General features: G+C 65.9%; 19 protein-coding genes and 1 pseudogene. 10 read left to right on the forward strand and 10 right to left on the reverse strand.

Features of this window, described 5'->3' with window-relative positions:
• The coding region (locus tag CVM52_RS15605) for an acetoin utilization protein AcuC (protein WP_205964965.1) at positions 1–1,084 on the reverse strand (1,084 nt) is incomplete at its 3' end.
• Between the two features lie 109 nt (positions 1,085–1,193).
• Here CVM52_RS15605 and CVM52_RS15610 point away from each other — a divergent pair.
• Positions 1,194–2,039, forward strand: coding sequence for a YihY/virulence factor BrkB family protein (locus CVM52_RS15610; protein ID WP_100163412.1), 846 nt, complete (start codon positions 1,194–1,196; stop codon positions 2,037–2,039).
• 89 nt (positions 2,040–2,128) lie between these two features.
• Complete coding sequence (locus tag CVM52_RS26645) at positions 2,129–2,374, forward strand: hypothetical protein (RefSeq protein WP_133119865.1); 246 nt, start codon at positions 2,129–2,131, stop codon at positions 2,372–2,374.
• Here CVM52_RS26645 and CVM52_RS15615 read toward each other — a convergent pair.
• Both CVM52_RS15615 and CVM52_RS15620 read right to left on the reverse strand, forming a co-directional pair.
• Positions 2,318–3,019, reverse strand: a complete 702-nt coding sequence (locus CVM52_RS15615) for an RlmE family RNA methyltransferase (RefSeq protein WP_100163413.1) — start codon at positions 3,017–3,019, stop codon at positions 2,318–2,320. The genes CVM52_RS26645 and CVM52_RS15615 overlap by 57 nt on opposite strands.
• Positions 3,020–3,165: 146 nt before the next feature.
• Positions 3,166–4,278 (reverse strand): Ppx/GppA phosphatase family protein, encoded by a 1,113-nt coding sequence (locus CVM52_RS15620; RefSeq protein ID WP_100163414.1) that lies wholly within the window; start codon positions 4,276–4,278, stop codon positions 3,166–3,168.
• A gap of 265 nt (positions 4,279–4,543) precedes the next feature.
• Between CVM52_RS15620 and CVM52_RS15625 the strand changes: the two genes are divergently transcribed.
• From CVM52_RS15625 to CVM52_RS15640, 4 genes and pseudogenes are all read left to right on the forward strand, one after another.
• On the forward strand, positions 4,544–4,840 hold the full coding sequence (locus tag CVM52_RS15625; RefSeq protein ID WP_100163415.1) for a virulence factor: 297 nt from the start codon (positions 4,544–4,546) through the stop codon (positions 4,838–4,840).
• Positions 4,841–4,866: 26 nt separating this feature from the next.
• Positions 4,867–5,796, forward strand: coding sequence for a methylenetetrahydrofolate reductase (locus tag CVM52_RS15630; RefSeq protein ID WP_100163416.1), 930 nt, complete (start codon positions 4,867–4,869; stop codon positions 5,794–5,796).
• A gap of 10 nt (positions 5,797–5,806) precedes the next feature.
• A complete protein-coding gene (locus tag CVM52_RS15635; protein ID WP_100163417.1) occupies positions 5,807–6,895 on the forward strand; it encodes a methyltetrahydrofolate cobalamin methyltransferase in 1,089 nt (362 codons plus the stop codon).
• Positions 6,820–7,593 (forward strand): annotated as a pseudogene (locus CVM52_RS15640) (chromosome segregation protein SMC); the annotation flags it as partial. The gene CVM52_RS15635 and the pseudogene CVM52_RS15640, both read left to right, overlap by 76 nt.
• A 334-nt stretch (positions 7,594–7,927) precedes the next feature.
• Here CVM52_RS15640 and CVM52_RS15645 read toward each other — a convergent pair.
• Entirely contained in the window at positions 7,928–8,926 is a 999-nt protein-coding gene (locus tag CVM52_RS15645; protein WP_100163418.1) for a TraB/GumN family protein, read from the reverse strand.
• Between the two features lie 158 nt (positions 8,927–9,084).
• Here CVM52_RS15645 and CVM52_RS15650 point away from each other — a divergent pair, with 158 nt between their 5' ends.
• Both CVM52_RS15650 and CVM52_RS15655 read left to right on the forward strand, forming a co-directional pair.
• Complete coding sequence (locus CVM52_RS15650; protein WP_100163419.1) at positions 9,085–9,759, forward strand: DUF2161 domain-containing phosphodiesterase; 675 nt, start codon at positions 9,085–9,087, stop codon at positions 9,757–9,759.
• A gap of 232 nt (positions 9,760–9,991) precedes the next feature.
• Positions 9,992–11,035 carry a Hint domain-containing protein gene (locus CVM52_RS15655; protein WP_100163420.1) on the forward strand — a complete coding sequence of 348 codons (1,044 nt, stop codon included), beginning with the start codon at positions 9,992–9,994 and terminating at the stop codon, positions 11,033–11,035.
• Positions 11,036–11,297: 262 nt separating this feature from the next.
• On the opposite strand, the gene CVM52_RS15660 is transcribed toward CVM52_RS15655, so the two are convergent.
• The 6 genes from CVM52_RS15660 to CVM52_RS15685 all read right to left on the reverse strand — a co-directional run bounded on the left by CVM52_RS15660 (position 11,298) and on the right by CVM52_RS15685 (position 15,546).
• Positions 11,298–12,224, reverse strand: a complete 927-nt coding sequence (locus CVM52_RS15660) for an electron transfer flavoprotein subunit alpha/FixB family protein (protein ID WP_100163421.1) — start codon at positions 12,222–12,224, stop codon at positions 11,298–11,300.
• Positions 12,224–12,982, reverse strand: coding sequence for an electron transfer flavoprotein subunit beta/FixA family protein (locus CVM52_RS15665; protein ID WP_100163422.1), 759 nt, complete (start codon positions 12,980–12,982; stop codon positions 12,224–12,226). The genes CVM52_RS15660 and CVM52_RS15665 overlap by 1 nt, the downstream gene beginning before the upstream one ends.
• Positions 12,983–13,147: 165 nt before the next feature.
• Positions 13,148–13,720: a cob(I)yrinic acid a,c-diamide adenosyltransferase gene (locus CVM52_RS15670; protein WP_100163427.1), complete on the reverse strand. Its 573-nt coding sequence runs from the start codon at positions 13,718–13,720 to the stop codon at positions 13,148–13,150.
• A gap of 2 nt (positions 13,721–13,722) precedes the next feature.
• Positions 13,723–13,929, reverse strand: a complete 207-nt coding sequence (locus tag CVM52_RS15675; RefSeq protein ID WP_100163428.1) for a twin transmembrane helix small protein — start codon at positions 13,927–13,929, stop codon at positions 13,723–13,725.
• A gap of 81 nt (positions 13,930–14,010) precedes the next feature.
• The gene (locus CVM52_RS15680) at positions 14,011–14,838 is read right to left on the reverse strand and encodes an SDR family NAD(P)-dependent oxidoreductase (RefSeq protein WP_100163423.1); all 828 of its coding nucleotides are present in this window, start codon (positions 14,836–14,838) and stop codon (positions 14,011–14,013) included.
• A gap of 63 nt (positions 14,839–14,901) precedes the next feature.
• Positions 14,902–15,546, reverse strand: coding sequence for an SH3 domain-containing protein (locus CVM52_RS15685; RefSeq protein WP_100163424.1), 645 nt, complete (start codon positions 15,544–15,546; stop codon positions 14,902–14,904).
• 208 nt (positions 15,547–15,754) lie between these two features.
• On the opposite strand from CVM52_RS15685, the gene CVM52_RS15690 reads away from it, so the two are divergent.
• The gene (locus CVM52_RS15690; protein WP_100163425.1) at positions 15,755–18,187 is read left to right on the forward strand and encodes a DNA topoisomerase IV subunit A; all 2,433 of its coding nucleotides are present in this window, start codon (positions 15,755–15,757) and stop codon (positions 18,185–18,187) included.
• Positions 18,188–18,275: 88 nt separating this feature from the next.
• Complete coding sequence (locus tag CVM52_RS15695) at positions 18,276–18,878, forward strand: hypothetical protein (RefSeq protein WP_100163426.1); 603 nt, start codon at positions 18,276–18,278, stop codon at positions 18,876–18,878.
• The last annotated feature ends 189 nt before the right edge of the window (positions 18,879–19,067 follow it).

Raw genomic sequence — 19,067 nt, forward strand, 5'->3', positions numbered from 1 at the left:
CGCGCACCACACCGTCGCGTGGCGCATCGCGCAGGCTGGTGAACCAATGGTCCGGCGGGTTGCGCCCGGCGCGGCGGGTCCAACTGAGCGCCCGCAGCACCGCCTCGGCCTCGCCCGGCAGCCGGTCGGGGATGTCAAAGCCGTTCAGCACCGCCCAGACCCCGGTCCATAACCGCCCGACCGACCAGGGGTTGTAGCCGCCACCACCCAGCACCAGAAAGCGCGGCGCCAGCGCGTCCAGCGCCGCCACCGCCGACCAATGGGCGTTGTTGGACAGGGTCAGGCGCGACAGCGGATCCTCGGCCACCGCGTCGGCGCCGCATTGCAGCACCACCGCCTCGGGCCGGTGCGCCGCCACCGCCGGCAGGATCACCTGGTCCAGCACGGCGGCGAATTCGCTGTCATTCAGCTCGCGCGGCAGCGGCAGGTTGAACAGGTTGCCGCAACCTGCCGCCTCGAGCGCGCCGGTAAAGGGCCAGCGCCGCTCTTCATGGGTCGAGACCACCAGAACCTCGGGGCAGGCGGCAAAGGCCGCCTCGACGCCGTCGCAATGATGCGCGTCGATATCGACATAGGCGATCCGGCGCAGACCGCGCCGCTGCAGCGTCAGGATCGCCAGCACCGGATCGTTGAAGAAGCAGAACCCGCCGGCCCGGTCGGGAAAGCCGTGATGGGTGCCGCCCGCCGGGTGATAGACCCGGTGGCCCGCGGCCACCAGATCGGCCGCCAGCAGCGATCCCCCGGCCGAGGTGGCGGGGCGGCGGAACATCTCGGGATAGACCGGGTTCGACAGCGTGCCGATATTGTGCCGCGCGCGCACCTCGGCGCTGACGCTCTGGCAGGCCTCGGCCTGCTGCAGCGCCGCGACATATTCGGCGGTGTGGAAGATCGACAGCCCCTTCGGGGTGATCCGCGGGCTGGTGCGGTAGGCGGCGCGCGGCAGCCAGCCCAGCGCGCGGCTGAGGTCGAGCACCGTCGACACCCGCGGGATCGCCAGCGGATGGCTGCTGCCATAGGTCGAGCGGCGGTAGATCTCGGCGCCCAGCATCAGCGGGGCAGGGGCGGGGCGGGCAAGATCGCGCATCGGCGCATCCGGATTATTGAGGCAATCGCGCCCCATGCTGCCGGTTTTCGCGACCCGGTGCAATTGGCGGCGGTGGTCACAATCGTGCCAGCGCGCTAGGTAGGCACACATGTTCAGTTTTCCCGGTCTCCTGCTCCGTGCCTTGCTGGCCGCCGCACGCCGCTTTGTCGACAGCAACGGTTTTGTCCTCTGCAGCCATGTCGCGATGTCGCTGATGCTGGCGCTGTTTCCTTTCATCCTGTTCGTGGTGGCGATGGCGGGGGCACTGTCGCGCGATGTCGATGCCGATGCGCTGATCGAGCTGATCTTCGGCGGCTGGCCCGAGGATATCGCCAAGCCGATCAGCCGCGAGATCCGGTCGGTGCTGGAGGCCAGCGGCTTGCAGTTGATGACCTTCGGCGGCGTGCTGGCGCTGTGGTTCGCCTCCAACGGGGTCGATGCCGTGCGCATCGCCCTGTCGCAGGCCTATCGCGACAGCGATCCGCGGCCGTTCTGGAAGACCCGCGCGCTCAGCCTGCTGTTCGTGCTGCTGGGGGGCAGCGCGATCCTGCTGGGGGTCACCGTCAGCTTTGCGCTGCCGGCCTATTTCCAGTTCTTCGCCCAGGCGATTCCCGACCCGCTGGCGGCCTGGCTGGAAAACACCGCGCTGCATTGGCTGGTGACGCTGGCGGCGCTGTTCTTCGCGGTGGGGGCCTGCCATGTCTGGCTGCCCGGCGTGCGCCACGGCATTGCCGAGATCTGGCCCGGCGTGCTGCTGACGGTGGCGCTGTGGATTGCCGCGGCGCGCGGATTCGCGCTCTACATCGCCTATTTTGCCGATTATAGTGCCACCTATGCCGGACTGGCCGGGGCGATGGCGGCGCTGATCTTCCTGTATCTGCTGGCCGCCATCCTGATCCTCGGCGCCGAGTTCAACGGCGCGCTCAACCGGTTGCGCCAGCGTCAGACGGGCTGAGCCCGGTTGCACCGGAATGTCGCGCCGCCGCCATGCTTGCGGCGCAATCCGCGGTCACTCTGGCAGCGACTGCAGAAGGAGTCCGCCCAATGACCGACCAGCCCGCCCCGGCGCGCCATGGCGCCCTTTTCGAATTGTTGCGCCAGCAAGTTGCCTCGGATTCCGCCGGCCGCCGCCTGGCGGTCAAGCGCCGCAACGGCGACGAAGCCCAGCAGATCTCTCGGGTGCTGACGGGCGCGCTGCGCTCGTGGGACCAGCCCGCCGGCGCGGCGCCGGAATCAGCCTCGAAACCCCGAGGCGATGACGAATTTTTCCGAGCTATCCGCACGGGATGACGGCGGCTTTACATTCGCCACAGTGGTGAATTTCTGCTTCAGCAGCTTCTGTAACTCGCCTTCGGCACCGCCGGCCAGCACCTTGGCGACAAAGGTGCCGCCCTCGTCCAGCACATCAAAGGCGAAATAGGCCGCCGCCTCGCACAGCGCGATGATGCGCAGGTGATCGGTTTGCTTGTGGCCCGAGGCAGAGGCCGCCATGTCGCTCATCACCACATCGGCCTTGCCGCCCAGCCAGGATTTGACCTGGTCGTCGGCGCCGTCGGCCATGAAATCCAGCTGGTGGATCTCGGCGCCGGCGATCGGTTCGACCTCCTGCAGGTCGACGCCGACGATGCGGCCCACCGCCTTGCCCGATTTCTCGCCCAGCGCGTTGATCCGCGGGATGGCCACCTGCAGCCAGCCGCCGGGGGCGCAGCCCAGATCGACGACCCGCGCACCGGGCACCAGAAAGCGGAACTTGTCATCCAGATCCATGATCTTGAACGCCGCGCGGCCGCGGAACCCCTCGGCCTTGGCGCGCTGCACATAGGGATCGTTCAGCTGCCGCTGCAGCCAGCGCGTCGAGGACAGCTTGCGCCCGCGCGCCGTCTTGACCTTGACGGTGAGGTCCCGCCGCCCGCGTCCCGATGTGTTCTTTGCCATGACCCCGCCTTCCGATCGTCCGCCCTGTGTTTCCTCTGTGCGATCCCTGCGCCGGGGTTCGGGGGCAGCGCCCCCAACCGCACGCAGTGCCAGAAGAAACGCGCCGCAGGCGCTCTATCAGATCACGCCCGGCTCAGAAAGACCACTCAGAACGGGCCATCCTCCAGCACCCCGTCGGCGCTCATCTGCGCGTAAAGCAGCCCTTCGCGCAGGCCGCGATCGGCCACAGACAGCCGGTCGGTGGGCCAGCAGCGCAGCAGCGCCTGCAGGATCGCGGCGCCGGACATGATCAGCGCCTGACGGTCTTCGCCGATGCGCGGGTCGCGGCGGCGGCCCTGCGGGCCCAGGTCCAGATAGCGCCGGATCACCCGGTCGATCTGGTCCGAGGTCATGCGCAGCCCGTCCACCTTGGTGCGGTCATAGCGTTTCAGACCCAGATGGCTGGCCGCGACCGTGGTCACCGTGCCCGAGGTGCCGACGATCTGGAATCCCTCGCGCACCTGTTCGTCCTTGTAGGGGGCGAAATCGATCAGGTTCTCTTCGAAGAACCAGCTCATCAGCGCAAAGCGCGCGGCATCGTCCTGCACGTCCGAGAACTGGTCGCGCAGCGTCGCCACCCCCAGCGGCACCGAGATCCAGTCCACCACCTTGGCGGCGGGAAACGGGCTCTCCGGCGGGTGAAAGCCGGCATGCAGCCGCATGATCGCGCGGGGCCGGTCGCGGGCGGGCACCGAGGACAGGTCGATCCAGACCAGCTCGGTCGAGCCGCCGCCGATATCCACCACCAGCAACTGGTCGGTCTTGGTCGAAACCAGCGGCGCGCAGGAGATCACCGCCAGCCGGGCCTCTTCCTCGGGCTGGATCACCTCGAGCATCATGCCGGTTTCGCGCCGCACCTGGCGGATGAAGTCGCGCGCGTTCTTGGCGCGGCGGCAGGCCTCGGTGGTGACCAGCCGCATACGGTTGACCTTGTTGCGCTTCAGCTTCTGCTGGCAGATGCGCAGCGCCTGCACCGTGCGCGCCATCGACGAACGCGACAGCCGGCCGGTACGCTCCAACCCGGAGCCCAGCTGGACCGATTTCGAGAAACTGTCGACCACATGGAAACCGCTGCCCTTGGGCTGGGCGATCAGCATGCGGCAACTGTTTGTGCCCAGATCCAGCGCGGCATAGAGTTCTGCCGGATCGGGCGGCTTTGGCGCGGGGCTTTCGACCGGTATCGGGAACGCGCCCGCACCATTGGGACGCCTGGGCGCCATGTTCAACGCCCTCCGATTTCAAGTTGAGGTCAGCTTATGCGGGTGCAGCCAGCCGCGCAAGGTCTCGCGTGGTGTTGCGCCATATCTGGTGGACGCCCGCCGGAGCCGGGGCGAGTGTTGCGGTGAAATATGCATCAGTCGCCCTGAGCGCGCGGTGTCGGCCGCGCATCGGCGCGCGTCGCTGGCATCGTCCGTTCTGTCGAAAACAGGCCGCGGCGACGCGGGGTGCTGAAGTATGTAGGGCAGGAGTTCAGGGAATCAGACGATGCCGGATGTCACGATTGTGTATTGGCGGGATATCCCGGCGCAGGTCATTGTGGGCAAGGGCCGCAGCGGTGCCAAGAAACAGCTGTCCGAACGCTTTGAACAGGCGATCGACCGGGCCGCGATGAAGGCGAATGCGCGCGACACCGACGCCTATCTGGCTGAGTGGCGCCGCGGTACGCCCTATGCGGTGGACGGCACGCCCGAGGCGGTGGCCGGGGCCGAGGCGGCGCGGCTGGAGGCGGAATACGGGCCGGCACGTCTGAAAGCTCTGATCGACAATGACGGACGGGCATGACGCCCAGATCCTTGTGGGAGGCCGCGATGGCATTGCTGAATTTCAGGAAACGCGACCATGCCGGGTTCGAGCCGGTCAACCGCGATGTGGTATCCCTGCTGCAGGGCTATTCCATCGAGGTGATGCCGCGCACCGCCGCGCAGATCGGTGATTTCCGCGCGCTGCTGCCTGAAGGCACCCGGGTCTATGTCGCTCATATCGACGGCACCCCGATCGACGAGATGGTGCACACCGCGCGGCGGCTGGCCGAAGACGGGTTCGCGGTGATGCCGCATTTCCCGGCCCGCTGCATCCGCGACGCCGCCATGCTGGCCGACTGGATCGCGCGCTATCAGGGCGAGGCCGGGATCGACCAGGCGCTGGTGCTGGCCGGCGGCGTGGCGCAGCCGGTGGGCGCCTTCGACAGCTCGATCCAGCTGTTGCAGACCGGGCTGTTCGACAAGGCCGGGTTCACGCGGTTGCACGTGGCCGGCCATCCCGAGGGCAACCGCGATATCGACCCCGAGGGCGGCACAACAAATGTCGACCAGGCGCTGCTGTGGAAACAGAAATTTTCCACCGAAACCGATGCCGAGATGGCGCTGGTGACGCAGTTTGCCTTCGAGGCGCAGCCGCTGATCGCCTGGGCCGACCGGTTGCAGGCGGCGGGGGTCACGCTGCCGGTGCATGTCGGCATCGCCGGGCCTGCCAAGCTGCAGACGCTGATCAAGTTCGCCATCGCCTGCGGCGTCGGCCCGTCGCTGAAGGTGCTGCAGAAACGGGCGATGGATGTGACCAAGCTGTTGCTGCCCTATGAACCGACGCAGGTGGTGGCCGAGCTGGCCGCGCATAAGGCGGCCAACCCGCAGTCCAACCTTGCACAGGTGCATTTCTTTCCGCTGGGCGGCATCACCACCAATGCCCAGTGGGCAATCGAGAATGGCGGCGAATCCGCGCGCCCGGCCCAGTTGAGCTGAAAGGTAAAAGATGACCCGCACGGTTCTGGAATCGAAGACAAAAACCGCCATCATCGGATTCGATCAGCCGTTCTGCGTGATCGGCGAGCGGATCAATCCGACCGGCCGCAAGAAACTGGCCGCCGAGCTGGAGGCCGGCGATTTCTCGACCGTGGAAAAGGACGCGCTGGCCCAGGTCGCCGCCGGGGCGACGGTGCTGGATGTGAATGCCGGGGTGGTCTATAACTCCAACCCCGATCCCAACCAGACCGAACCGCCGCTGATGCGGCAGATGATCGAACTGGTGCAGGGGCTGGTCGACGTGCCGCTGTGCATCGACAGCTCGGTGCCCGGCGCGCTGGAAGCGGGGCTGGCGGCGGCCGAGGGGCGGCCGCTGCTGAACTCGGTCACCGGCGAGGAAGAGCGGCTGGAACTGGTGCTGCCGCTGGTCAAGAAATACAACGTGCCGGTGGTGGCGATCTCGAATGACGATACCGGCATTTCCGAGGATCCGGATGTGCGCTTTGCGGTGGCGCGGAAGATCGTCGAACGCGCCGCCGATTTCGGCATCCCGGCGCATGACATCGTCGTCGACCCGCTGGTGATGCCGGTGGGCGCCATGGCGACGGCGGGTTTGCAGGTCTTCACCCTGGTGCGGCGCCTGCGCGAGGAACTGGGGGTGAACACCACCTGCGGTGCGTCGAACATTTCCTTCGGGCTGCCCAACCGGCATGGCATCAACAACGCCTTCCTGCCGATGGCGATCGGCGCCGGCATGACCAGCGCCATCATGAACCCGGTGGCGCTGCCGGTGACGCAGAGCAAGATCGCCGAGAAGAAAGCCGAACTGGCCGCCGCGGGTGTCACGCTGCCCGAGGAGATGGACGATGAAACCTTTGTCACCCTGTTCGGCATGGGCTCGACCAAGTCGCGCCCGGGGCGCGAGATGGAGGCGATCCGCGCCGCCAATTTCCTGACCAACAACGACCCGCATGGCAGCGCCTGGATCCTGTTCAACAAGCCCCCCGCCGCCGAGGGCGCCGCGACACCGTGGCCCATGCCGCCGAACGCATCGCCGAGGATCAGCAGGTCACCCCCAACCAGCTGCTCAACCGGCTGAACACCGACCCCGCCGAGATCCGCGATGCCGACACGCTCGAAGCCGAGGTCAATCGCCACAAGCGCCAGCGCGACGCGCTGGGCGCGGTCAACCTGCGCGCCGAGGAAGACGCGAAAGAAGTGCAGACCGAACATGACGAGCTGCTGAGGGAAAAGGCCGACCTGGAAGAGGCGATCCGCGCCCTGCGTTCGGGCATTGCCAGCCTGAACCGCGAAGGCCGCGAACGGTTGCTGACCGCCTTCGAACAGGTGAATTCCAACTTCTCGATGCTGTTCCGCCACCTGTTTGGCGGCGGCGAGGCCAATCTGGTGATGGTCGAAAGCGATGACCCGCTCGAAGCCGGGCTGGAAATCATGTGCCAGCCGCCGGGCAAGAAACTGTCGACGCTGTCGCTGCTGTCGGGTGGCGAACAGACGCTGACCGCGCTGGCGCTGATCTTTGCCGTCTTCCTCGCCAACCCGGCGCCGATCTGCGTGCTCGACGAGGTCGACGCGCCGCTGGACGACGCCAACGTCACCCGCTTCTGCGACCTGCTGGATGAGATGTGCCGCCAGACCGAAACCCGTTTCCTGATCATCACCCACCACGCGGTGACGATGAGCCGGATGGATCGGCTGTTCGGCGTGACCATGCAGGAACAGGGCGTCAGCCAGCTGGTTTCGGTCGATCTGAAAAAGGCCGAACAGATGGTGGCCTGACCGGCCCCATTGCCGGTTTGTTGACCTGCCGCGCCGACCCTCCTTCCGCCGCGACCCTTCGCGGCAATGGAGGTGAGACATCTGACCGAACATCTGTTTCGAAAATGGATGGTGACACTCGCGGTGGTCACGCTGCTTCTTACAGCCATCCGGCTCTGGATCGGCCAGTAAGCTGAGACAGAGAAAGCCCCGCAGAGGTACCAGCTCTGCGGGGCTCCTTAATGGAGGTGAACGAAAATGTGTTTCGAGCGTCCCAGTTATCACAAAACCGGCGGTCCGCCCAACCATCCGGCACCTATGGTTAACGCAAACGGCGGTCCCCGAAGGGCTCGCCTCAGAACGCCGCCCGTTCCAGCCGGTATCCCGCCCGCTCCAGCAGGCGCAGCACCCCGGTTTCCCCCGGCAGATGCGCCGCGCCCACGGTGACGACGATGCGTTGTCCCGGCGCGCCCAGGATGCGCGGCAGCCAGGCCCGGTTGCGGGTGTTCAGCAGGTCGTCGCGATAATTGCGCCACAGCCGCTCGGCCTCGCCGCGCGGCCCCTGCAGCGCCGACAGGAACTGGCGCTGCTCCAGAATATCGCCTTCGGCCGAGGCTTCTTCGAAATAGGTTTCGCGCATGGTCACGAACAGGGTTTCGTTGCGCGCGGTCGACCCGGTGTCGAACTCCATCATGCGCAACTGGTCGCGGATCGGCCGGCGCGACAGTGGCAGGATCGCCTCGCTCACGGTTTCCAGCGATCCGATCGGCACCCGCGACCGGCGGGCCAGCTTCTCGATCCGCCGGTCCAGCCCGTTGGCGGCGAACAGCCCGCGCGGACTGCAGTTCTCGTCGGCCAGATAGAAGGTCAGGAACCAGGGCTTGATCCGCTTGGCGGTGGACGGGGCGATTCCGGCGTTGCGTGCCTTTTTCCACAGCGTGTCCCAGGCCTCTGCCGGCAAGAGCTTGTCCAGTGTCGGCCCGGTGCCGATCAGGAACAGATTGGCGCTGCTGGCGTCCAGATTGTCCCAGAAGGCGCGGGCCTGCTTGCGTGTCACCTCGAACAGCACCAGGTCGGCCGAGGTGATCACCGGCGCCAGCCGCCGCACCACCGCGCCAAAGCGCGGATCGTTCACATGCATGGTGCCGATCACGTTGATCTGGCGGTCGCCCTTGCGGGCGATCCAGTGATTGCCGCTGCCAAAGGGCACCGCCGCCGCCGCGCGTTGCAGCGCCGTCCGCTGCGGCGCGCTCATGGCGCTGCGCATGTCGCTGCCGTTACACCGGGCCTCCGCCGCCGGGGCGTGCGCCAGCGCCAGCAGAGAAAAGACGAGCAATACCAACGCTCTCAACATGTAAACCGTCCTGATCACAGCCAGTATGCAAGGCTAGCGATCTGGCCCGCGCGTTTCAACAATGTCACGCCTGACCGCGGCAGACGGCCGGGCACGGTTGCAATTCCGGCACGGGTGGCAAGGGTAGGGCAGGTGCAAACTCACCCGTGACACGCAAGATGGCAATCCAGTCCGAATCCGCCCTTTACGCCCCGGTCAAGGCCCTGCTGGAACGGCAGGGCTATGCGGTAAAGGGGGAGGTCGGCGCCGCCGACGTGGTGGCGCGGCGCGGCGACGGGCCGCCGCTGATTGTCGAGCTCAAGCTGCGCTTCTCGCTCAGCCTCTACCACCAGGCGATCGCGCGACTGTCGCTCAGCGATCTGGTCTATGTCGCGGTGCCAAAGCCCGGCGGAAGAACCGCGCGGCGGGCGCTGAAAGACAATCTGGCGCTGTGCCGCAGGCTGGGGCTGGGCCTGATCACCGTGCGCGCCGATGGCCGCGCCGAGGTGCAGTGCGATCCCGGCCCCTATGCCCCGCGCAAATCGAAGAAACGCGCCGACCGCCTGCTGCGCGAATTCGACCGGCTGCGGGGGGATCCCAATGATGGCGGCGCCACCCGGCACGGCATCGTCACTGCCTATCGGCAAGACGCCATCGCCTGCGCGCTGCACCTTGCCGAACACGGCGCCTGCAAGGGCGCCGAGGTCGCCCGCGCCACCGGGGTGGCGGCAGCGACGCGGATCATGGCCGACAATCACTATGGCTGGTTCGAACGGCTGCGCATCGGCATCTACGGGTTGACCGCGCAGGGCCGCCAGGGCCTGGCCGACTGGGCCGACGCGCTGCCGGATTAATACGTGATGGCATCAACGGTTTGATGCTCAGGGCGCGCGGGTCAACCGCCAATCACGCAAATGCCGGCGCACTTAAGGCAAGCGCACATTGTGCAAACGACAATTTGGCCCAGTGGCTACATGATCGCACTGTCTTTGAGATGGACGAATTCTGCCTTTTTTCGGTTCCATTCTGCGTTGAGTTTAAGGTGAATTTTCTGAAAACCTGCACAACCGTTTTGGAGCACGCCGGATGAGTAATACCTATTGGGCGCGGTTTGATAGCAATACCGCCAACAACCCCGGCCTGAATCTCACTCACGCCCCTGCGCAGGAAATTTCCTTTATCAAGTCCGGCCCCGATGGTGACCTTGTCCTCGATTACAGCGAGGGGGGCGGCGATCCGAATACTCAAATTCAGATCGGCGACGCCACTTATGATTTCAGCTATCAGATGAGTGGCACGCTGCCGACCTTCCGCGGCGACGGGGCCAACAAGGTGCCCGATCAATACGAGGGCTCGAAGGTCTATGTCCTAACCGTGCACGACTACCCGTCGGACGGGGAATCGGCGCGCTTGACGTTCATGCCGGATGAAGCCGCGACAGAACGCGAAATGAACGCCTTCGGACAGGGGGCAATCAAGCTGAAAGATGCCGATACCACCTCCACCGGTGCGGTCTGTTTCGGGGAAGGCACGCTTATTGACACGCCAAGCGGACCGAGAGCGGTGGAAGACCTGCGAGCCGGTGATTGGGTCACGACCTTTGACGATGGTCCACAGAGAATTCTCTGGATATCGCACTCCGAGTTCAGCTGGCCCGGACACTCGGAAAACGAACTGCCGATCCAAATCCGCGCCGGTGCGCTCGGGCCGGGCAGACCGGCGCGCGACCTGGTGGTGTCGCCGCAGCACAAGGTCCTGCTTCAAGACCCCGATAATGAAGGGGGCGTTGTGTTGGTGCCGGCAAAGGGGCTGACCACCCGCCCCGGTATCCGGGTCATGCGCGGCCGACGGTCTGTCACCTATTACCACCTGCTGCTGCAATCTCATGCGGTGCTGGTCTCCGAAGGGCTGCCTTCGGAAAGCTTCTACCCCGGACCACAGGCGTTGCGGATGCTGCAAAAGCCGCAAAGGGACGAAATCCTGGCCCATCTTCCCGCGCTGTTTGCGGGCGGTGTCACTGGTTATGGGCCGCATCGGTGGCCTGTCCTGTCGACGCGGGCGACCCGCGACTTGGCGACAGCGATCAGCCCTGCGTGCCCGACCTTTCAATCCTGGCAAGCCGCGGCCTGAACCACCCGCCAACCGGGTAGGGCCGTGCTTAACCTGCACGCGATGTGCAGTTCAGAGCGCGGCGCAAACCCAACCGGTCAGACTGCCGCTTCACCGCAACCACGTCCTGGATGTCACCTTTTGCAGATTGCCTCGGGGGCAGGGGACGGCATCTGTCACGCGATCCCCAAAATAAAATGCCCCACCAATCCGGAGGGGCATTTCCTTAGCGCCTTCGCAAGTCTTTTCAGAGCGTTGCGGCCTGTCCTGGCCGGGGCAGGGCTTACAGTTTTTCGGTCAGTTCCGGCACCGCGGTGAACAGGTCGGCGACCAGGCCGTAGTCGGCAACCTGGAAGATCGGCGCCTCTTCGTCCTTGTTGATCGCGACGATGATCTTGCTGTCCTTCATCCCCGCCAGGTGCTGGATCGCACCCGAGATGCCCACCGCGATATACAGCTCGGGGGCCACGACCTTGCCGGTCTGGCCGACCTGCCAGTCATTCGGGGCAAAGCCCGAATCGACCGCCGCGCGCGAGGCGCCGACGGCGGCCCCCAGCTTGTCGGCCAGCTTCTCGATCAGTGCGAAATTCTCTTCCGAGCCGACGCCACGGCCGCCCGACACCACGATCCCGGCCGAGGTCAGCTCGGGCCGGTCACTAGCGGCCACCTTGTCTTCGACCCATTCGCTGAGGCCGGGGTTTTCGGCGGCGGAGACGGTTTCCACCGGTGCCGAGCCGCCGGTGCCGGCGGCATCGAAGGTCGAGGTGCGGAAGGTCACCACCTTCTTGGCATCGCTCGACTTCACCGTCTGGATCGCGTTGCCGGCATAGATCGGCCGTTCGAACGTGGCGCCATCGACCACGCCCGAGACATCCGAGATCACCATTACATCCAACAGCGCCGCCACCCGCGGCATCACGTTCTTGGCGTCGGTGGTGGCCGGGGCAACGATATGTTCATAATCGCCGGCCAGGCTGACGATCAGCGCGGCGGTCGATTCGGCCAGGCGGTGGCCCAGCGACGGATCCTCGGCAACCAGCACCTTGGCCACGCCGTCGATCTTGGCGGCCGCATCGCCAGCTGCGGCGGCCGAGGCACCGGCGCAGAGCACGGTCACATCGCCCAAGGCCTTGGCGGCGGTCACCGCCTTGGCGGTGGCGTCCAGGCTCAGTTCGCCATTGTTCACTTCGGCAAGCAGGAGAACAGCCATCACACGACCCCCTTTTCTTTGAGTTTCGCCACCAGCGTGTCGACATCCGGCACCATTTCGCCGGCCTGGCGCGCCTCGGGCTCGCTGGTCTTCACGATCTCCAGCCGCGGCGTCACGTCGACGCCGAAATCGGCGGCGGTTTTCTCATCCAGCGGCTTTTTCTTCGCCTTCATGATATTGGGCAGCGAGGCATAGCGCGGCTCGTTCAGGCGCAGGTCGACGGTGACGATGGCGGGCATCTTCACCTTGATGGTCTGCAGGCCGCCATCGACCTCGCGGGTGACCACGGCACTGTCGCCGTCGATGCCGACCTCGGAGGCGAAGGTCGCCTGGCTCCAGCCCAGCAGCGCCGACAGCATCTGGCCGGTGGCGTTCATATCGTTGTCGATCGCCTGCTTGCCACACAGCACCAGGCCCGGCTGTTCGTCTTCGACCACCTTGGCGAGGATCTTGGCCACCGCCAGCGGCTCGATATCGGTGTGCACATCCTCGGCGGCAACCACCAGGATCGCCCGGTCGGCGCCCATGGCCAGCGCGGTGCGCAGGGTTTCCTGCGCCTGCTTGACCCCGATCGAAACGGCGACGATCTCCTCGGCCTTGCCGGCCTCTTTCAGGCGGATCGCCTCTTCGACGGCAATCTCGTCGAACGGGTTCATCGACATCTTCACGTTGGCCAGATCGACACCGCTCCCGTCCGCCTTCACCCGGACCTTCACGTTATAATCGATCACGCGCTTGACAGGTACCAGTACCTTCATCGGCGGTTCTCTCCTTCCTCATCCAAGCCATGATCGACTCGGTTCTGATTACTTCCGCGTTTGATAGCGGGCCACGATCCACGAAAACAGCGCTAAATCGGCGAATATTGCACCGCGACGCGGCGTTTTGATCCTGTTTGGCGGGGCATGTCCAGCATGGGAGCGTTAACGGTTGGCCCCCGGCACCCACAGCACGTCCTTTTGGCCGCCACCATTCGCCACCCGCGCGGCGACGAAGAACCAATCGGACAGGCGGTTGAGGTATTTCACCGCCGCCGGGTTCACCGGCTCCTGCGCGGCCAGTTCCACCGCCAGCCGCTCGGCCCGGCGGGCGACGGTGCGGCAGACATGCAGATGCGCGGCCAGCGGCGTGCCGCCAGGCAGGATAAAGCTGCGCAGCGGTGCCAGATCGGCGTTCATCACGTCGATCTCGGCCTCCAGCCGATCCACCTGCGCCTGGATCACGCGCAGCGGCGGGTACTCGGCCTCGGCATCCTTCTCCATCTCCGGGCGGCAGAGATCGGCCCCGAGGTCGAACAGGTCGTTCTGGATCCGCATCAGCGCCGCATCGGTTTCGGCATCGGCCTGCAGCCGGGCGACGCCGACCTGGGCGTTCAACTCGTCCGCGGTGCCATAGGCGGCGACGCGCGGGGCGTATTTCGCCACCCGTTCGTTATTGCCCAGCGCGGTGTCGCCGGCATCCCCGGTGCGGGTATAGATCTTGTTCAACACCACCATGATCACAGGCCTCCGCTGCGGGCAGAGAGGAAGATGAACAGCAATACCAGGATCACCGCCAGCGCCTGGAACAGGATGCGGTATTGCATCAACTTGTTGCTGCGCTTGGCGCTGTTGCTGCCGCCTTTGCCGAAGTTTCCGATGCCCAGCGCCAGCACGGCAACCACCGCCGCAAGCACGAGGAGAATGACGATATAAAGTGCTGACATGGCGTATGCCTCCCGATGGGCCATCTGGCGTGGTCTAAACTGCCCGGTGGTAAATTGCGAAGGGCTATTTCGCCGCGCCGCCTAGAGGCGCGACAGGATCGCGTCGGTGGCGCGGGTGGACAGGACCCGGCCAAGAAAGCCGGCGATATAGGTCGCGGTGGTGACGTAATAGCGCGGCTGCGGGCGCGGTGCCTCCAGCGCGCGGATCACCTTGGCGGTCACCGCCTGCGGCCCCAGTTCGAACCGGTCGGGGCCACCGGGCTGGTACATCCGCGGGAGCAGGGCGGTTTCATAGCGGTCGCGCAGCGCCGAGGATTTCCAGTCGATGTATTTCTCGAAATAGGGCAAACCCTTTTCGCGGAAAGCGGTGGTAATCGGGCCGGGCTCGATCAGCACCACGTCGATGCCGCTGCCGCGCAGTTCCAGCCGCATCACGTCGCTCAGCGCCTCCAGCGCGTGTTTGGTCGCGGAATAGGCGCCGCGCCAATGCATATAGGTGAACCCCAGCGCCGAGGAACATTGCACGATCCGGCCCGCGCCCTGCTTGCGCATCACCGGGATCACCCGGCGGGTCAGGTCGTGCCAGCCAAAGAAATTGGCCTCGAAAATCGCGCGCAGCCCGTCGACCGGCAGATCCTCGACCGCGCCGTTCAGCTGATGCGCGCCATTGTTGAACAACGCGTCCAGGCTGCCGCCGGTCGCCGCCAGGGTTTCGGCCAGGCCGTGTTCAATGCTGGCCGGGTCGCAATAGTCGATGCGCGGTGCGTCAAAGCCCTCGGCGCGGAGCGTTTCGCAATCCTGCTCCTGCCGGCAGGAGGCGAAGACGCGCCAGCCCCGGTCGCGCAGGCCGCGCGCGGCATCCAGCCCGATCCCCGAGGAACAGCCTGTGATCAGGATGGTTTTTGCCATGTGCCGCGCCCTTGTTCTGCCCGTCCCCAGCTATGGCGGCTGCGGCGGCGCGGTGCAATGGGCTCAGTTGGCGGCGCTGACCAGGCGTTCGGCGATCCAGCCGACCCGGTCGTCCGGCAGGCTGCGCAGGCGGAGCCAGCCCTTGCCGTTGTTTTCCAGGATTTCCACCTGATGTCCGCGTTCAAGCCGGTCGATGATGTCATCGTCCAGGCTGGGCCCCGCGCGCATATTGACGCGGGTGGCCACCACCTCGCGCAGGTCGGCTTCGGCCACCGGGGCGGGGCGCACGGCGGTCACCTCGGGCAGGTCGGGTTCATCGCTGGGCGGGGTTGCCGCCAGATCGGCCAGCGAGGCGACCTGCACGCTCTCGCCCGGCTGAGTGTCCGGGAAAACCGGCAGGCCCTGCTGCAGCGTGGCGCGGATCTCGGCGATATTCGCCTCGGCCTGCGCCCGGCGGTACACCGCGCCTTCGGTCACCGAGGCGGCGGTGACCAATGCCTCGCGCCCCTGCGGCCGTTGCGGCCGCACCGGTTGCGGTGTCAGCGCGGCGGTGATCGCGGGGGTGATCGGCGGTTCGGGCCGGGCGGGTTCGGGGGTGGCCTGGGCGGTGACGGCGGGGCGCGGTGCCGGCTTGAAATCGGCGCCCCCGCTCAATTCGTAAAAGGCCCAGCCCATGAACAGGAAGGACAGGAAAACATAGCGGGGCATGGCGCTCCCTCTCGGCACTAAATACTAGTTGCAAAAGCGGGCCGCAGCAGCCCACAGGCCCGATGTTACCGCCTGAAACCGATTCGCGACATAATGGGCCGGTAAATTTCTGCGTATTTGTCGTAACTTGACCCCGACCCCATCACAGCTGTGGAAAACAGCGTCGGGCCGCTTTACCCGGTCTATTTCGCGTTGTACCACAGCATGTATGAGTGACCTGGTGGACGAACCCAACATGGAGAGGCCGGACGGACCTTCGGAGGTGGCCGAACCGCTGCGCCGCGCCATCGGCGAGCGGTATCTGACCTATGCGTTGTCGACGATTATGCACCGCGCGCTGCCCGATGCGCGCGACGGTCTGAAGCCGGTTCACCGCCGAATCCTCTATGCGATGCGCGAATTGCGCCTGGCCAGCACCGGGGGGTTCCGCAAATCCGCCAAGATCAGCGGCGACGTGATGGGCAACTATCACCCGCATGGCGACGCGGCGATCTATGACGCGATGGCGCGGCTGGCGCAGGATTTCAACGTCCGCTATCCGCTGGTGGACGGGCAGGGCAACTTCGGCAATATCGACGGCGACAACCCGGCGGCCAGCCGCTATACCGAGGCGCGGCTGACCATCGTCGCCGAGGCGATGCTGGACGGGCTGAACGAGGACGCGGTCGATTTCCGCGACAATTACGATGGCACCCTGCGCGAACCGGTGGTGCTGCCGGCCGAGTTTCCGCATCTGCTGGCCAATGGTGCCTCGGGCATCGCGGTGGGGATGGCGACGAATATTCCGCCGCACAATATCTCCGAGCTGTGCGATGCCTGCCTGCATCTGATCAAGACGCCGGACGCGCGCGACGACACGCTGCTGAATTACGTGCCGGGGCCCGATTTTCCCACCGGCGGTGTCATCGTCGAGCCGCCGGAAAGCATCGCGCAGGCCTATCGCACCGGGCGCGGCGCCTTTCGCCTGCGCTGCTGCTGGGAGGTCGAGGACCTGGGCCGGGGCCAATGGCAGATCGTCGTCACCGAGATCCCGTATCAGGTGCAGAAATCCAAGCTGGTCGAGCGGATCGCCGAACTGATCCAGACCAAGAAGGTGCCGATCCTGGCCGATATCCGCGATGAAAGCGCCGATGATATCCGCATGGTGCTGGAGCCGCGGTCGAAGAATGTCGACCCCGAGGTGCTCATGGGGATGCTGTTCCGCAATTCCGAGCTGGAAGTGCGGTTCTCGCTGAACATGAACGTGCTGATCGACGGGGTGACGCCCAAGGTCTGTTCGATGAAGGAGGTGTTGCGCGCCTTCCTCGACCACCGGCAGGAGGTGCTGCTGCGCCGGTCGCGGCACCGGCTGGGCAAGATCGACCACCGGCTGGAAGTGCTGGGCGGGCTCATCACCGCCTTCCTGAATCTCGATCGGGTGATCGACATCATCCGCTATGACGACGACCCCAAGGCGGCGCTGATGTACGAGGACTGGAGCACCCCGCATCAGCGAACGATCGCGCGGGCCAGTTCCGAAGCCGATTATGTCTCGCCGCTGGCCGGGGTGGACGTGGCGGGCTTGCAGCTGGTGCATGACGCCGAGGCCACCGCGCCGGGCATCCTGCAGGAGACGGCGCCCGAGGGGCTGCCGCGCAGCTATGCCGGGCGCGAGAACGGGCTGTCGGACGTGCAGGCCGAGGCGATCCTGAACATGCGGCTGCGCAGCTTGCGGCGGCTGGAGGAAGAGGCGCTGCTGCGTGAGCAGTCCGACCTGATGGAGGAACGCGCGGCGCTGGAAGATCTGCTGGACGACGAAAGCCTGCAATGGGCGCGGATTGCGGAACAGCTGAAAGAGGTCAAGGCAAAGTTCGGCAAGGATTATCCCGGCGGTGCCCGGCGCACCCGGTTCCAGGAGGCCGGCGAGATCGAGGACGTGCCGCTGGAGGCGATGATCGACCGCGAGCCGGTGACGATCGTCTGTTCCCAGATGGGCTGGATCCGGGCGATGAAGGGGCATATCGACCTGAACTCGGAGCTGAAATTCAAGGATGGCGACGGCCCCAGGTTCATCTTCCACGCCGAAACCACCGACCGGCTTCTGGTTTTTGGCTCGAACGGGCGGTTCTATACCGTCTCGGCGGCCAACCTGCCCGGCGGGCGCGGGATGGGCGAACCGCTGCGCCTGATGATCGACCTGCCCAACGAATCCGAGATCGTCGCGCTGTTCACCCACCAGCCCGACCGCCGGCTGCTGGTGGCGTCCTCCGCCGGCGACGGGTTCGTGGTGCCGGAAAACGAGATCGTCGCCCAGACCCGCAGCGGCAAGCAGGTGCTGAACGTCAAGGGCGATGTGCGGGCGCGGATCTGCAAGCCGCTGGCCGGCGATGCCATCGCGGTGGTCGGCGAAAACCGCAAGGTGCTGGTGTTCATGGCCGCCGAACTGCCCGAGATGACCCGTGGCAAGGGCGTGCGGTTGCAGAAATACAAGGATGGCGGGCTGAGCGATGCCACCTCCTTTACCCTGGCCGATGGGCTCAGCTGGCATGATCCGGCCGGGCGCACCCGGACCGAAACCGCGCTGGAGGAATGGATCGGCAAACGGGCGGCCACCGGCCGGATGGCGCCGCGCGGCTTCCCGCGCGACAACCGGTTCACCTAACGGGCGCGGAAACCCGCCGGTCGCGGCATTTGCACCGGCGCCTGACGTGGTTTATTCCGGGGCAGGCCCGCGACGAATAAGAGGTGCGATGTTGAGGTTTCTACTGCTGCTGCCAGTGCTGGCTCTGATGGCCGCCTGCGCAACCAAGGACCCGATGACCGAGCCGCTGGCCGATCTGGGTGCCTATCGTCTGGGCCACAATGTCCTGTTTGCCTCGAAGGCGCGCAAAGGTCCGGTTTCGCGCGATGCCGCGCCCGAGGAATGGGAGGCGGTGATGCGCTCGGCGGTGCAGCGCCGCTTTGGCGAATACCAGGGGAATCAGCTGTATCACTTCGGCATCAGCGTCGAGGGTTACATGCTGGCACCACCGGGGGTGCCGTTTTTGTACAAGCCCAAATCGGCACTGATCATCAATGTCACCGTCTGGGACGATGCCGCCAATGCCAAGCTGAACCCCGAGCCCAAGCAGTTCACCATCTTCGAGTCGACCACCGGCGGTTCCTTCCTGGCCGGGTCGGGCCATATGCGCAGCAAGGAAGAACAGATGGCCGGGCTGGCCGCCAACGCGGTGAACCAGATCGAGGACTGGATGGTGGCGCAGAAAGAGGCCGAGGGCTGGTTCCAGCCGCGCCCCGGCGCGGCAACCACCGCAACCGTGTCTCCGGACCAGGTTCAACCCCCCGCGGAGTGAGCGGTTCGGGCCTCAGGTCTCGCTTGATTTTACCCCCTGAACCGCATATGTGGCGCCCGCAGAGACGCTAACCGGGTCGAAGACCCCTCCATTTCAGAAGGCGCCAAAGGACATGGCAAAGGCAAAATTCGAACGGACGAAACCGCATGTGAACATCGGCACGATCGGGCATGTTGACCACGGGAAGAC

It is taken from the genome of Pseudooceanicola lipolyticus (assembly GCF_002786325.1).
Taxonomy (GTDB): Bacteria; Pseudomonadota; Alphaproteobacteria; order Rhodobacterales; family Rhodobacteraceae; genus Pseudooceanicola_C; species Pseudooceanicola_C lipolyticus.